This window comes from Paraburkholderia sp. OAS925, assembly GCF_040543975.1.
In the GTDB taxonomy this organism is placed as follows: Bacteria; Pseudomonadota; Gammaproteobacteria; order Burkholderiales; family Burkholderiaceae; genus Paraburkholderia; species Paraburkholderia graminis.
The window spans coordinates 1,878,017-1,895,445 of record NZ_JBEUNO010000001.1 but is presented as its reverse complement, the minus strand read 5'-3'; the positions used below and the strand labels follow the sequence as shown (position 1 = coordinate 1,895,445).

General features: G+C 66.4%; 1 pseudogene. It reads right to left on the bottom strand.

Annotation, left to right across the window (positions count from 1 at the left end):
* Nucleotides 1–517: 517 nt before the first annotated feature.
* Nucleotides 518–17,410, bottom strand: a pseudogene (locus ABIE53_RS31980) (amino acid adenylation domain-containing protein).
* Between the last annotated feature and the right edge of the window lie 19 nt (nt 17,411–17,429).

Here is a 17,429-nt window from a genome sequence, read left to right as displayed (position 1 = left end):
TTGCGTCATCAACTTCGCGCGACAACGGCACGATCGGCACACGCGCGGGATCGATACCCTGCTCGCGCGCCTTCTCGCGAAACCGCCGCCGACGTTCCGGCGATAGCGCCGCGTACTTGCGCGCAATCGCCAGCGCCTGGCTCGGCGCTTCGCTCACGGTAGCGCTAGCGGCAGCGGAGGAACCAGTAGAAGCAACCGTCGCAGCCGGTTCGTTGCGAATCGTAGTCAGCATAGTGGCAATCTGAATAGGTCAACGCGGCTTCGCGGCCGCGTGTGATGTTTGTCTTTGAGCAATGAGCGGCTTGAGTCGTTGAGTTCGAGCAGCGCAGTCTCGTCGTGCATGCGCTTGCTTGCGCGAGCTGATGACGTGACGCCGATATATCGACGGCACGGCTTCGCCCACGCGCGATTCGCGTCGAACGCTGAACAAGCGATACATTCGACGCGGACCATGCAACCGTGCGCGCGCCGACCTGGCGAACAGCGCCATTGCGCAACCGCCATTCCCTCGCGGATTTCAATCGAGTCCATCGAACAACCCATCGAGCGCCTGCAGTTCATCGTTCGACGAAGCCCTGCCAGAAGCCTCCCCCTCGACGCGATCGTCAAGCAGCGTGGCCAAGAGCGCCGGCGTCGGCTGCTCAAACAGCGCGGCCAGCGCAACCTTGCGACCAAGCTGCTCCGACAACCGCGCAACGACGCGCACAGCCGCGAGCGAGTGTCCACCAAGCGCGAAGAAATCATCGTCCGCGCCGATCCGCTCGAGCCCGAGCACGTCGCCAAAAAGCCGCGCGATAAGCATTTCCATTTCGCCCGACGGCTCGACCCACGACGACTCGGTTGCAGGCGTCGTCTCGAAGCGCGCGAGCGCGTTGCGATCCAGCTTGCCGTTCGCAGTGCGCGGCAACGCGTCGATCGCATAGAGCGCCGCCGGAATCATGTAGCCGGGCAGCCGCGCGGCAAGCATCTGCCGCCAGCCGGCCGGCACCGCGCGCGCTTCACGATCAGGCTCATTAACAACTGCACCGACGACATACGCGACGAGCCGCGCCTCGGCATCGCCCGCACCCGGCACGAGCGCGACGGCCGCGTCGAGCACGCCGTCGCACTCGCGCAGCGCCGCCTCGATCTCGCCGAGTTCGATCCGATAGCCGCGCAGCTTCACCTGCTGATCGATCCGGCCGAGAGTTTCAAATTCGCCGTCGGTCCGCTCGCGGCACAGGTCGCCAGTGCGGTACATGCGCGCGCCCGGCGCGCCGTAGGGATCGGGCACGAAGCGCTCGGCGGTGAGACCCGCGCGGCCCAGATAACCGCGCGCAAGATTTTCGCCGCCGATGCACAGCTCGCCGACGCCGCCTTGCGGCGTCAACTGCCCGCTCGCGTCGACGATGCGCAGCGCGTTCGCATGCAACGCGCGACCGATCGTGATAGGTCCACTCCCAGACACGCGAGCGCAACTCGACCAGATCGTCGTCTCCGTGGGACCATACAGGTTCCACAACTCGACACCGCGTTGCACAAGCTGCACCGCGAGATCGGCGGGCAACGGCTCGCCGCCCGCGATGCCGGTAAGCCGCCCGCGCGACGCCCCATGCCAACCCGATTCGATCAGCAGACGCCAGCCGCTCGGCGTCGCCTGCATGAACGTCGCGCCGCTTTCGTCGATAAGCCGCGCGAGCGCCGCGCCGTCTGCCACCGTTTGCGCGTCGGCCATTTCGGCACACGCGCCTCGCGTCAACGGCAAGCAGAATTCGAGCAGCGAAATATCGAACGACGGCGTCGTGACCGACAATAGTACGTCATCCTGATGAAGTCCCGGCGCGATGCCGACGCTTGCAAGCAGCCGTGCCAGCGCGCCGTGCGAAACCGCAACGCCTTTCGGCCGGCCCGTCGAGCCCGACGTATAAATCACGTAGGCGAGCTGTGAATCGGTGCACGGCGATATGGGCGGCAGTGCGCTTGCTGCGTCGTGGACCAAGGCATGTTCACCGCTTCCCGCGTCGAGCACAATGCGGTTATCGAGCGCGCCACCGAGTCGCGCCCGGCCCTCGTCATCCGCGATGACGCGCACAACGCCCGCATCTTCCAGCATGCCCGCGAGGCGTTCGGCCGGGAACGACGGATCGAGCGGCACATAAGCCGCGCCGCTTCGCCACACGCCGAGCATGCTCGCGATCAGCGCGGGCGAGCGGCGCATGCAGACGGCCACGCGCTCCTCTCGCGCGACGCCGCTCACGCGCAAGCGTGCATCGATTGCGACGGACCAGCGGGCGAGCGTCGCGTAGTCGAAGGCCTCGCCGTTCTGGCGCACCGCGACGCGCTGCGGCACGCGCGCGGCTTCGACCGCAAAGCGCTCGTGGCAGGCGCGCAGCGCGGGCGGCGGCAACGGCAACGGCTCGGCCTCCGGCGCACCGCGCCGCGCCGCGAGTTCGCCGACGAAGCGCGGCGCGCGCTCTCCTTCATCGGCGAGTTGGTCGATGAGCGCGAGGTATTGCCGCTGCAACTGCTCGACCTGCGTGCGCGCAACGCGCCGGCTGTCCCACTGCCATTGCAGTTCGATGCGCGTGGCCGGGAGGATCGTCAGCGTCAGCGGATAGTGCGTGCGCTCGAATGAATCGACGGAGTCGACGCGCAGCGCGCCCGCTTGCGCCGACGCCGCGCGCGTCGCAACCGGATAGTTCTCGAACACGATCAGACTATCGAATAGCGCATCGCCGCTGCGCCCGGCCCACTGCTGCAACGACGCGAGCGGCGTATGCTCGACCTCGCGCATTTGCAGGTTGTACGACTGCAACGCGTCGAGCCACGCGGCTATCGTGACGTCGCCGCGCACCGTCGAAAACACCGGCAGGCTATTGATAAAGAGTCCGAACATATCCTCGGCGTGAGGCAACGATGCGGGGCGCCCCGCCACCGTCACGCCGAACGCGACCGACTGCTTGCCGCTCAGCCCGCGCGAGCAGCACGGCCCACGCTCCCTGCATCAGCGTATTGAGTGTCACGCGATGCCGCTGTGCGGCGCGGCGCACGCGCGCATCGAGCGGCGCGTCGAGTTTCAGCGCGATCTTGCGCGCCGCGCTCGCGGGTTCGCTCGGAGCCGTGTCGAGCGGCGCGGCGAGGCTCGAGGTCAACGTACCGGCATCGTCGGCGGCTTTCAGGCGCTCGCTCCACCAGTCGCGGGGATCGGGCTGCGCCGCGAGCCATTCGACGTAACGACGATACGACGGCGGTGTATGCGCGGGGGCGTGCGCAGCGGCGTGCGTGACGCCCAACGCGCGCTCGTAGTCGTCGAAGACTTCGGCGAGAAGCCGTGCACCGCTCCAGCCATCCGTCAGCACATGATGATGCGTGCGCACGAGATCGAAGCGGCCATCGGGACGGCGGAACACATTGACGCGCATCAGCGGCGCACGCGACGGGTCGATGCCCGCGGCGACGTCGGCCGAGCGCCACTCGGCAAGACGCGCATCGTAGTCCTGCACATCGCGCCAGTCGTGCACTCCGAACGGCAGCACGGCTTCGCGCTGCACGATCTGCAATGCGGCTTCACCATGCCGCCACTCGAAGCGCGTGCGCAACATGTCGTGCCGCGCGATAGCGGCCTGCCAGGCCGCGCGCAGCGCGGTGGCGTCGAGGCGGCCGTCGAGCGTCAATTGCAACTGATTCACGTAGACGCCTTCGCCACGCTGCAACTCGCTGTGATAAAGCAGACCCTGCTGCAAGGGCGTCGCGGGATAGATGTCGGCGATGCCGCCAAGCGCCAGGTTCAGCGCGCGTAGCTGCGTCTGATCGAGGCCCGACAGAGGGAAGTCCGATGCCGTCGCGCCTTGGGGCGCGGCGACGCAATGCGCGATCATCGCGTCGACATGCTGACCGAAAGTATCGACGATGCGCTCGACGCTCTCGCGATCGATCCGCGCCGGGTCGAAACGCCAACGCAGCAACAGCGTGTCGCCGGTGACGATGCCGTTCAGGTCGAGCGCGTAATCGAGGCGTGCGCCGGCGCCGTGGCTGCTGCCGGCATCCTCGGAACTAAAGGCGAAACGCGACGCCGGATCGAACGACTGATCGAAGCGCCCGAGATAGTTGAAGCTGATCGCGGGGCGCGGCCGCGTGCGGCTCGCGTCGAGCAATCCCCAATGCAAGCCCTTGTTCGGCACCGCGCGCACACGTTCCTTGACGGCGATGAGCGCGTCCCCCGGCGCAGCGGGCGACGCGGGCAGCGCGACCGGGAAACGCGTCGTGAACCAGCCGACGGTGCGGCTCAGGTCCGCGCCGTCGATCACGTCTTCGCGGCCGTGGCCTTCCAGTTCGACGGCGATCTCGGCCGCGCCGCTCCATGCGCCGAGCGCCTGCGCAAGCGCGGCGAGCAGCAGTTCGTCGACCCGCGTCCGATACGCGCGCGATGCGTTGTGCAGCAATTCGCGTGTGCGGCGTGCATCGAGTGTCCAGTCGATCGTTTCGCTTTCAGCGACGCGCGTGCCTGCGGGTGCGCGAAGTGGAAGATCGGGAGCAGCGTCGACGACGCTTAGCGCTTCGCGCCACCAGTTTGCTTCGGACTGGACGTTGTTTGATTCGGCATACTGATGAAGTTCACGGACCCATGCGCGCCAGGGCATCGACGGGGCCGGCAGGTGGATGGGTTCGTTGCGTTCTGCTTGTTCGTAGGCGGTTTGCAGTTCTTCGAGAAGCACGCGCCACGAGACGCCGTCCACTGACAGGTGATGGATCGCGATCAGCAGACGGGTTTCGTTTGGAGTCTCGAAGTGACCGATGCGCCAAAGCGGGCCGCGCTCGATGTCGAGGCTCGACTGGATGTTGTTGCAGGCCGTTGCGAGGTCGGCGAGCGAGGGGAGCTTTTCGTGGCGGACGATGGCGGTTTGCGAATCCTTCGCCGCTTCCGTTACCACGGTCTGCTTCCACTCCCCGGCGTCTTTTACGAAGCGCAGACGCAGCGCGTCATGGCGCGCCTCCAGGGCCGCGACCGCGCGCTCGAGCGCCTCAGGCACGAGCCGCCCCTTCACCTTCAGCAGCACCGCCTGGTTCCAGTGCGATTCCCCTTGCGGATAGCGCTCGAAGAACAGCCGCTGGATCGGCGTCAGTGCGAGCGGCGCGCCGTCGTCGGCTTCAAGCGCGACGTGCGAGTCGAGCCGTTGCGCACGCTGCGCGAGACCGCTCACCGTCGGATGCTCGAAGATCTGCCGCGGTGTCAGCCGCCATCCCGCCTCGCGCGCCCGTGCGATGATCTGCAGGCTCTGGATCGAGTCGCCGCCAGCTTCGAAGAAGTTGTCGGTGACGCCCAGATCGTCGCGTCCGAGCACGGCGCTCCAGATCGACAGCAGCACCGATTCGATCTCGTTCGATGGCGCCACGCACTCGCGCGCTTCCGTCTGCGGTGTGGGCAGTGCGGCGCGGTCGAGCTTGCCGTTCGGCATCCACGGCAGCCGCGCGAGTATCGTCACCGATGAAGGGACCATGTAGCTCGGGAGCTTGTGCTCGAGTTCGCGGAGAAGGCGTGCGGTGTCCAAGGTGGGTGATGTCGTCGTGGTAGTCGTTGCTGCGCCTGTCTTTGCAGCGGTACTTGCTGCATCCGTCGTCGCCACGTCAGCCTCTACCGCGCCACCATCTCCCGCCACATACGCCGCCAACCGCTGCGTCTGCCCTTCGCCGACGACAATCACCGCCGCCTCGCGCACGCCCTCGCACTGACGCAGCACCGCCTCGATCTCGCCCGGTTCGATGCGCTGCCCGCGCAGCTTCACCTGCTGATCGAGCCGTCCGAGAAACTCGACAGTACCGTCCGCGCGCATGCGGCACAGGTCGCCGCTGCGATACATGCGTGCGCCCGGCGCGCCGTGCGGGTCGGGCACAAAGCGCTCGGCGGTGAGACCCGCGCGGCCCAGATAACCGCGCGCCACTGTCGGTCCGCCGATGCACAGTTCTCCGAGCCCGCCGACCGGCGCTTCATCACCGAATGCGTCGAGCACGCGCGCCGTGCGGCCCGGATACGGATGGCCAATCGGCACCGTCACGTCGTGAACATCGTCGGCCACAGTGTGGCGATACAACGCGGCGACTGTCGTCTCCGTCGGTCCGTACAGGTTATCGAGCCGGATGTCCGCGAGCGGTCCGTCGCGCCAGCGCGCGAGCGCGTCGCCAGGCAGCGCCTCGCCGCCGACCGTCACCTGGCGCAGCGCAAGCTGCGCGCGCGGCGGCGCATGGCGATGCCACTGCTGCCACAGCGCCGTCGGAATCCGCGCGAATGTCACTTGCCGTTTCACCAGCCGTTCGCTCAGGCTTTGCAGATCCCACGGCTGCATCCCGCGCATTTCCACCGTCGCGCCGCGCAACAGCGCGGGCAGCGTTTCGTGCAACGCGACGTCGAAATTGATCGTCGATGAGTGGAGCACTGTATCGTCGTCGCTGATTCCGTAGGTTGTGAGGAAGTCCCGCAGGTGGGTCCATAACGCGCCGTGGCTCACGCCCACACCCTTCGGTCTGCCGGTCGAGCCCGAGGTGTACAGCACGTAGGCGAGCTGGTCGGGGTGCAGCGCGATGTCGGTGTGGTTCGCTGACTCCGGCTCCATCAGTGACTGCGAACCCACGTCCAGTACTTCACATTCAGCAAGCACCTCCGCCACCCGCGCCGCGCTCGCCGCATCCGCCACCACCTGCACGATCCCGGCATCGCCGATCATCTGCGCGAGGCGCGCGGCCGGGTAATCCGGGTCGAGCGGCACGAACGCACCACCGGAGCGAATAATCCCAAGCAACGCCGCGATCAGCGCCGGCCCTCGCGCGACACACAATCCCACGCGCCGCTCAGCACCGACACCTCGCGCGATGAGCCGCGAAGCAATTGCCGCCGACCACGCATCGAGCTCCGCATACGTGAGCGACTCATCTTCACAGCGCAGCGCAATCGCCTGCGGCGTACGCTTTGCCTGCGCCGCAAGCGCCATCCCAAGCGACTCGAACGCATAAGACGTCAGCGGCTTCGCTTCACGCTGCAAAGGCAACGTCAACGACCCAACCCGTCGCTCCACATCATCGACCATCTGCACAATCACCGCTTCGTACTGCGCTTCGATCCGCTCCACGGTCTCGCGGTCGATGCGCTCGCCGTCCCACGCCCATTCGAGCGAAAGCGCCTGCCCGCGCGGAATGATCGCGAGCGCGAGCGGGTAATGCGTCGGGTCAATTGAATCGACGGACGCGACCTTCAGGCCCGCATCGCCGTTTCGAGCGGCATCGACGGGATAGTTTTCGAACACGACGATGCTATCGAACAGCGCATCGCCGCTGCGCCCGCTCCACTGCTGCACGCGCGCGAGCGGCGTGTGTTCGTGCTGGCGCAGCTCGGTCAGTTCGCCTTGCAGTTTGCGCAACCATGCGCCGAGTTCAGCGCTCGCGTCCACATCGACGCACACCGGCAACGTATTGATGAACAGCGCCGAGCATCCGTTCGACGCCCGGCAGATGCGCCGGCCGTCCCGCGAACGTCGTGCCGTAAGCGACGCCGCGCCGATGTCCATAGCGCGCGAGCAGCACCGCCCACGCGCCCTGCATCAGCGTATTGAGCGTGATCTCGTGACGACGCGCCGTCGCCTGCAAGCGCGCGACGAGCGTTTCGTCGAGCGCGCGGCGCCGCGCATGCGCGCCGGGCTCGGCCGCGCGCGGTTCGCCGAGACTCGCGGTGAGCGTCGCGGGATCGTCGGCGCGCGCGGCCCACGCGCGCCACCATGTCTCGGTCGCGGGATCGTCGGCGGCCTCGCGAATCCATTCGACGTACTGACGATATGGCGGCGCCGTTTCGAATGCCGCAGCAGCACCGCTCGCGCGCATCCGATAATCGCGCAGAACTTCGGCGAACAGCAGCGACACGCTCCAGCCGTCGAGCAACAGATGATGGTGCGTCCACACGACGTCGGCGGTGTGCGCGTCGCGAACGAAGAGCGCGATGCGCATCAGCGGCGCGGCGTCGGGCGCAATGCCATCGGCGAGGTCGCGCGCGCGCCACTCGGCGAGACGCGCGTCGTAGTCCGCGGCGGCTGACCAGTCGTGCGTCTCGAACGGCAGTGCGATCTTGCGATGGACGATCTGCATCACCGCACCGCCGTGCTGCCACGCGAAAGCCGTGCGCAAAATCGCGTGACGTTCAAGCGCGGCCTGCCACGCGGCCTGCATCGCGGCGACGTCGAGCGCGCCGGACAGCGTCGCGCGCATCTGATTCAGATACGCGCCCTGCCCCGCGTCGGCGAGCGTGTGATAGAGCAAGCCGGCTTGCAGCGGCGTCGCCGGATACACGTCCTCGATATGCTCGGGCGTGAGGCCGAGCGCGCGCCACAAATCGGACGATGACGAACCGTTCGCGCCAGGCACGGCGTCCGCAGCCGTGGTGGACGTGAACGTGGACGTCGATGTCGACCCCGACTCAGCGGCCAACGGTCGCGCCGCGCGCGCGAGCTGCTGCACGGTCGGCGCTTCGAACACCATGCGCGGCGTGACCAGAAAACCGGCATCGCGTGCCTTCGAGACGATCTGCAGACTCAGAATCGAATCGCCGCCGATCACGAAGAAATTGTCGGTCACGCCAATGTCGTCGCGCCTCAGCACCGCGCGCCAGACGGTCAGCAAAGCAGCCTCGGCAGGCGTCGATGCGGCGACGGCTTGCGCGGCGTTGGCGACGTCCTCGGGCGCAGGCAACGCGCGTCGGTCGAGCTTGCCGTTGGGCGTCAGCGGAAAGCGCTCCATCTCCACATACGATGACGGCACCATGTGCGCCGGCAAGCGCGCGGCAAGCCATGTCTGCCAGCGCGCGATGTCGCGCGTATGCGGTTCTTCGCGCGGCACGATGTAAGCGACGAGGCGCTGGTCACTGGCGTTTGCGTTCGCACTGCCGCCCGACACGAGCACCGCAGCCTCGCGCACTTCCGGATGCGCAAGCAGTGCCGACTGAATCTCTCCGAGCTCGATCCGGAAGCCGCGGATTTTCACCTGATCGTCATTGCGGCCCAGGTATTCGAGGTCGCCATCGGGCAGCCGTCGCGCGAGGTCGCCCGAGCGGTATAAACGCGCGCCCGGCGCACCATACGGATCGGGCACGAAGCGTTGTGCGGTCAACTCGGCGCGGCCCTGATAGCCGCGCGCGAGACCCGCGCCGCCTACATACAACTCGCCCACCGCGCCCATCGGCACGCGGTTCATATCGGCATCGAGCACATGCAGCGTGAGATCGTCGAGCGGCGCGCCGATCACGCTGCGGGCATCATGCAGCGCTGCGTCATCGAGAGTGCGATGCGTGACATGAACCGTTGTCTCGGTGATGCCGTACATGTTCACGAGCGACGGCAGCACACCCTTGCGACGCGCGCCGTCCGCCCATCGCGCCAATGACGCAGGCTCGAGACGCTCGCCGCCGAAGATCACCACGCGCAGTGAATCGAGCGTGTTGTCATCGTCGGCATGCGTCAGTTGCGTGAATGCCGAGGGCGTCTGGTTCAGCACCGTCACGCGCTCTTTGCGCAGCAGCGCATGAAACGCCGCGGGTTCGCGTGCGCTCCAGTGCGGCACGATTACGAGCCGTGCGCCATGCACGAGTGCGCCGAAGATTTCCCATACTGAGAAGTCGAATGCGTACGAATGGAACAGTGTCCAGACGTCGGATGAATCGAATGCGAAGCTCGATTGCGTTGCGTCGAAGAGGCGTGCGATGTTTTCGTGTGTGATGCCCACGCCCTTTGGCACACCCGTCGAGCCCGAGGTGTAGATCACGTAGGCAAGCTGTTGCGGACGCGGATACATCGCGACGTCGAGCGGCTCATCATTCTGCAACGCATCGCGCAACGCTAGAGCATCAAGCGTCGGCCGCGTGCCGAACAACGCCGCATGCTGCGCGAGACTCGGCGCATCGGTGACGATCAGACGCAACTGCGAGTCATCGACGATATGCGCAAGGCGCTCCGCCGGATACGACGGATCGAGCGGCACATACGCCGCGCCCGCGCGGAGCACGCCGAGCAACGACGCAACCAGCGCCGTCGAGCGCTGCATCGCGACACCTACGCGCACTTCCGCTCCCGCGCCGAGACGAATCAACTCCTGCGCAATCGCGCCCGACCACGCATCGAGTTGCGCATACGTCACCTCTTCATCGCCATCGACGAGTGCAACAGCGTCAGGCCGCGCGTGTGCCTGCGCAACAATGCGCGCAGTCACCGGCTCGTATGCAAACGCGGCGGGCATACAACGCGCCGCGTCGTCACGCAACTCACGCAATTCGAACGACGCAAGCCTTCCCTGCGGCGCCGCGCTCCACTGCTCGAGCAATCCCGTGAAATTGTGCGCGAGCCGTTCGATAGTCGACGCGTCGAACACATCGGTCGCGTAGGTGAACGTCAGGTCGATCGCGTCGCGGGCACTCTCAGCGATGTTGAGCATCAGATCGAACTGCGCCTCGCCGTTGTCGACTTCCTGCAGCGACACGCGCAACCCATCGCCAAACGATGCCATCAGATTGTGGCGCTGCTGCTGATTCACGAGCACCTGAAAAAGCGGCGTGTGCGTGAGATCGCGCTCGGACTGCACCGCCTTGACGACGCTCGCAAACGGCACGTCCTGGTTGGCATATGCGTCGAAGAACCGCTCGCGCACATCGTCGATGAGTTGCGCCGCGCGCATCTCGCCGCGCGGCGCGGTGCGAATCACGACGGTGTTGACGAAAAAGCCCACGACGTTCGCCGTATCCGGCGAATCGCGGCCCGCGAGCGGCACGCCGATGCGAATGTCGGATTGGCCCGAGTATCGATAGAGCAACGCGTCGAACGCAGCGAGAAGCGTCATGAAGAGCGTCGCGCGATGCGTGCTCGCGAGCGCGCGCAGCGCATTCGCGGTGGCGGCCGGCACGCGTGTGCGATGGCGCGCGCCAGGCGCGCGGCGCGTGCCGGTGCGAAACGCGGTCGTAGGGTAGCGCGAGCGTCGCGGGGGAATCGTCGTCGGTGGCGAGCGTGGTGCGCCACCATGCGAGTTGTTCGGACTCGCGCTCGGGTGTGAGTTGCGCGGCGCGTGCGGCGACGATGTCGCGATAGGCAGCCGCTGATTCGGCTGCGTCGTTCGCATCGTTAGTGGCGGGTTCGACGGAACCCGTGAGCGCTGCCGCGCAATGCTCGCGATACAGACGCGAGAAGTCGGCGAACAACAGGCCGATCGACCAGTCGTCGCTAACGATGTGATGCAGCACCAGATGCAGCGCGTGACGATTTTCGTCGATGCGCACAAGCGTTGCGCGGACGGGCGGCTCAGCGGTGAGATCGAAAGGGATGCGGGCGAGCGCTGAGAGACAATCGGCCAGTGCTTTGTCGCCGGCGTTGTCTGTGTCATCGGACGCGGACTTCTCTTCTGTCGGCGGCAGTTCGAGCAGGTGGATCTCGCTGTGGCTCGCGGCGTCGATATGTTGAAACGGAACGCCCTCTACTTCGGCGAAACGCATTCGCAGTGCGGGGTGTCGTTGGGTCAGCGCGCGGAACGCGGCACGCAACGCATCGACATAGAGGCGGCCGTCAAAACGCAGCGCACCGTTCACGTGGTATGCCGCGCTTTGCGGGTCGAGCTTCCATAAAAACCACAGGCTTTGCTGGGATGGCGATAGAGGGATCGGTGCGGTTAGGGTGGATTGAGTGGGTGTGTTGGTGAATAGTTGTTCTGTGGTGGCTGGCACTGCGCGCGCATCAGACGAACTGGTGTCCACAGTAGCAATAAAAGCGCCGACTACTTCCGACGCCTGCGCCAGCGCATCACCGCTGAAAATTTGCGCGCCGCGCAGCAGCGTCGCAAAGTCGTCGAGCCGCGGATGCTCGAATAACGCGCGCAATCCTGGCGCATCGCCGAAGGCCGTCCGCACCGCCGATACAACGCGCACCGCCAGCAGCGAATGCCCGCCGAGCAGGAAGAAATCGTCGAGTGCGCCGACACGCTCAACCCCGAGCACCTGTTGCCAGATCGCTGCAAGCCGCGCCTCGGTTTCGTCGCGCGGGGCGACGTAAGATGCACGGCCCTTTGCGTTGGCGACGTCCTCGGGTCCGGGCAACGCGCGTCGATCAAGCTTGCCGTTGGGCGTCAGCGGAAACCGCTCCATCTCCACATACGATGACGGCACCATGTGCGCCGGCAAGCGCGCGGCAAGCCATGTCTGCCAGCGCGCGATGTCGCGCGTATGCGGTTCTTCGCGCGGCACGATGTAGGCGACGAGGCGCTGGTCACTGGCGTTTGCGTTCGCACTGCCGCCCGACACGAGCACCGCAGCCTCGCGCACTTCCGGATGCGCAAGCAGTGCCGACTGAATCTCTCCGAGCTCGATCCGGAAGCCGCGGATTTTCACCTGATCGTCATTGCGGCCCAGGTATTCGAGGTCGCCATCGGGCAGCCGTCGCGCGAGGTCGCCCGAGCGGTATAAACGCGCGCCCGGCGCACCATACGGATCGGGCACGAAGCGTTGTGCGGTCAACTCGGCGCGGCCCTGATAGCCGCGCGCGAGACCCGCGCCGCCTACATACAACTCGCCCACCGCGCCCATCGGCACGCGGTTCATATCGGCATCGAGCACATGCAGCGTGAGATCGTCGAGCGGCGCGCCGATCACGCTGCGGGCATCATGCAGCGCTGCGTCATCGAGAGTGCGATGCGTGACATGAACCGTTGTCTCGGTGATGCCGTACATGTTCACGAGCGACGGCAGCACACCCTTGCGACGCGCGCCGTCCGCCCATCGCGCCAATGACGCAGGCTCGAGACGCTCGCCGCCGAAGATCACCACGCGCAGTGAATCGAGCGTGTTGTCATCGTCGGCATGCGTCAGTTGCATGAACGCCGAGGGCGTCTGGTTCAGCACCGTCACGCGCTGTTCGCGCAGCAACGTATGAAAGGCCGCGGGTTCGCGTGCGCTCCAGTGCGGCACGATTACGAGCCGTGCGCCATGCACGAGCGCGCCGAAGATTTCCCATACCGAGAAGTCGAATGCGTACGAATGGAACAGGGTCCAGACATCGGCTGCATGGAATGCGAAGCGGGATTGTGTTGCGTCGAACAGGCGTGCGATGTTTTCGTGTGTGATGCCTACGCCTTTTGGTGTGCCCGTTGAGCCCGAGGTGTAGATCACGTAGGCAAGCTGTTGCGAATGCGGATACATCGCGACGTCGAGCGGCTCATCATTCTGCAACGCATCGCGCAACGCTAGAGCATCAAGCGTCGGCCGCGTGCCGAACAACGCCGCATGCTGCGCGAGACTCGGCGCATCGGTGACGATCAGACGCAACTGCGAGTCATCGACGATATGCGCAAGGCGCTCGGCCGGATACGACGGATCGAGCGGCACATAAGCGGCACCCGCGCGCAACACGCCGAGCAGCGATGCAACCAGCGCCGCCGAGCGCTGCATCGCGACACCTACGCGCACTTCCGCTCCTGCGCCGAGGCGAATCAGCTCACGCGCAATCGCGCGCGACCACGCATCGAGCTGCGCATAGGTCACCTCTTCATCGCCATCGACGAGTGCAACAGCGTCAGGCCGCGCATGCGTCTGCGCAGCAATGCGCGCGGTCACCGGCTCGTAGGCAAACGCCGTTTTAGCAACGGCGACAGAATCCGCAGCAAGACCACTCGTCAAATCACGCAGCCGCACATCGGTGCCATTGCTGTCGACAAGCGCCTTCGCGATCCCATCCAGCATCCGCTCGAAATATTCGGCGACGCGTGCAACGTCTTCCGCCGGCACACGCGCCGCATGCCGATGCCACTCGAGCCTCAGTGCATCGCCGCCGCCGACGTGACGCGGCGCGACGACCAGCATCAGCGGAAAATGACTGCGGTTGTGCGCGTCGACGGCGCGCACGCGCGGCACGCCGCCGATCGCATCGAGCGCGTCGTCGAGCGGATAGTTTTCGAACACGATCAGGCTGTCGAACAACGCATCGACGGTCGAGTCCGCCCACTGCTGCAAGCTCGCGAGCGGCGTGTGCTCGACTTCGCGCAACTCCGCGTTATGCCGCTGCAACGCGGTGAGCCACGAGCGCAACGGCGCATCGGATTTCACATCGACCCACAGCGGCAAGCTGTTGATGAAGAGACCGACGATCGACTGCGCATTCGGCAGATCCACGGGCCGACCGGACACGGTCATGCCGAATGCCACTTGCGTGCGCCCCGAAAAACGCGCGAGCACGAGCGCCCACGCTGCCTGCACGAGCGTGTTCAGCGTGACCTGTGCACGCTGCGCGGCGCGCTTCAGGCGCGCGTGTGAGTCGCCGTCGACTTCGCGGATCAGTGCTTGCGCCACCGAACCGTCGACACCGTTCGACGACGATGACCGCAACGCACTGCCGAGCGCGTCGACAAGGCGCGCTGGGTCATCGCGCGTCGCGAGCCGTGCGCGCCAGAACGCCTCGGTGTCGGGTTGGTTGCGCAGCCAGTCGACGTAATTCGCATACGGCGCGCCAGGCGACGCATCGGCCGCACGGCCTGCGTCGAGCGCGGCGTACGCGCGCGCCACTTCGGTGACGACCTGCGCGGTGCTCCAGCCGTCGGTCAGCGCATGATGGTGAGTCCACAACAGATCGTGCGCGCCGTCGGGACGCTCGAATACATCGACGCGCATCAGCGGCGCGACGCCCGGCTCGAAACCACGCGCGACGAGCGCCGTCCGCGCGGTTTCATATGCGTCGTCGTACTGAGCATTTATCGACGTGGTATCCGACGAACCAGGCGCAACAGGAACGATGCACGCATGGACTTCGAACGGCATACGTACGTGCCGCTCGACGACTTGCAACGGCTCGCCGCCAGCAGGCCACACGAAACGCGTGCGCAAAACCGGATGACGCGCGATCACCGCGTGCCACGCCGCGCGCATCGTGTCGAGGTTCAGCGCGTCGATCGTCAGACGCAATTGCGATACGTACATGCCGGGCTCGCCGTCGAGCATCCCGTGAAATAGCAGACCCTGCTGCATTGGCGTGGCCGGATAGACGGCCTCTACTGACTCGCGGGAGGCGCCGGCTTGTGCGAACAAGAGGTCGTCGCCGGCCGCGAGTTGCGCGGTGGGCGATGGATGTGTGGTGGCGTTCGTGGCTTGCGCTGCCGCGATTGGGGTGGCGTTGGTTGCGTTGGTTGCGTTGGTTGCGTTGGTTGCGTTGGTTGCGTTGGTTGCGTTGGTTGCGTTGGTTGCGTTCGTGGCGCTGCTGGCGTTGTTGCCGGCGTTGGTGCCGACGCGAGTACCCACGAAGTCATACGCAGACGCACCGCCCGATGCGCCAACGCTTCCCCCACCGCTCGCCTGCATGCCCGCCCCAGCATTCGCACTCGCATTCCCCACCACCGCCACCGCGACCCGCGCCGCGGCCTCGATCGTCGGATAGTCGAACATCTGCTTCGGCGTCAGCTTGAGCCCTGCGCTGCGCGCCTTCGCGATGATCTGCAAGCTGAGAATCGAATCGCCGCCGATCTCGAAGTAGTTGTCCGTTACGTCGATGTCCTCGCGTTTCAGCACACGTTTCCAGATCCCGGCAAGCGTGCGCTCGGTGTCGTTGCGCGGCTCGACGCGCGCGGCATTCGCGGCCTCGTGTTCGCGCGGCGCGGGCAACGCGGCGCGATCGATCTTGCCGTTCGCGGTGAGCGGCAACGCGCCGAGCACTTGCAGCGACGACGGCACCATATAGTCGGGCAGTTCCGCGGCGAGACGCGCGCGGATCGCGTCAACGTCGAGCGCCTCGGCGGAACTCAGATAGGCGACGAGGCGCGGCGCGCTGCTGGCCGCGCCCTCGCTATCCGTGTGCGCGATCACGACCGCGTCGCGCACGCCATCCTCGGCACGCAGACGCGCCGCGATCTCTTCGGGCTCGACACGAAAGCCGCGGATCTTCACCTGGTCATCGAGACGGCCAAGAAACGCGAATTCGCCGTCCGGCAGACGGCGGCTGCGGTCGCCCGTTCGATAAAGCCGCGTGCCCCGACCGTCGGGGTCGGGCACGAAGCGCTCAGCCGTCAGCGACGGCCTGTTCAGATAACCATACGCGACACTCGCGCCGCCGATGCACAGCTCGCCCGCCGCGCCCTTCGGCACCGCGTTGCCGTCAGCATCGACGATGCGTGCGTCGACGTGCGCGAGCGGATGCCCAAGCGGCAACGTCGCCGCGCGGCTTTGCGCGCCGCAGCGCGTGAGCACGCCGACAGCCGTCTCTGTCGGCCCGTAGTGATTGATCAACCGGCATTCGGGACGCAGCGTCGCGATGCGCTCGGCAAGACGCGTCGGCGCGGGCTCGCCGCCCATCACGAGGCAACGGCGCGGCAGCACGCGCTCGGGCAACTGCGCCTGCAACAGCGCGTCGAGATGGCTCGGTACGATCTTTAGGAGCTCGACGGAATGCGTGTGCATGTAGACGGCGAAGGCATCGGGATCGGCGGCGATGTCGGCATCGATCAGATGCAGCGTCCAGCCGTGCCAGAGCGCGCCGAACAACGACGTGTGGCCGAGATCGGCGGCAGGCGTCGACAGATATGCGGCGCTCGCGATGTCCCCGGGCAGCCGCTCGGAGACGCCGCGCAGATATGCAGCGAGCGCGGCATGGCTTTGCACGACGCCCTTCGGGCGGCCAGTGGAGCCCGATGTGTAGATCACGTAGGCGGGCCAGACGAGGATGCCGTCGTTGAGTTGCGGATAGGCGGCGGCATCGCCGAGATGAGCGGCGAGTGCGGCGCTGTCAGTAGCGTCGCGTAGCGTGTGTGGGTTCAGCGTCGCGATGCCGTCGGGTAGCCATGAGGGCGCGGCTGACTTTGGTGTGGCGTTAGCGTCCGAGTTCGTGGCGGCAGTTGTAAAGAGATTCGTTGAAGCGTTCGCTGCGGGCTTCGTTGCAATGTCGGCTACGGCGCTCGCTGCCGTCTTCGTTGCAATGTCGGCCACGGCGCTCGTTGCCGTCTTCGATGCAATGTCGGCCACGGCGTTCGCTGCGCGATGGACCGTGACATTGGCCACATCATCGAAGCCCGCATCGCTCGCTGCGCTAACCACTGCGTCCAAAGCCCCGCCCATCACAACCACCCGCGCGCCGCAATCCTCAGCCTGCCAGCGCAGCCGCGCTTGCGGCGACGCCGGATCGAGCGGCACGTAACACGCGCGCAATCGCCACACAGCCAGTATCGCCGCGACGAGCGCCGAGCAGCGCGGTAGCGCGAGCACCACGCGGTCTCCCGGCCGCACGCCCTGGTCGGCGAGCGCCGCGGCAAGCCGCCCCGACCACGCCCACAAATCGTGCCACGAAAGCGGCCCGTCGCTATCGACAAGCGCAACGGCGTCAGCCCGTTCGATGGCAAACCGCGCGACGCGGGCGGGCAGGAAATCGGTATCGAAATGGATGGCTTGCATGGTGTCCGTGAAGAATGCA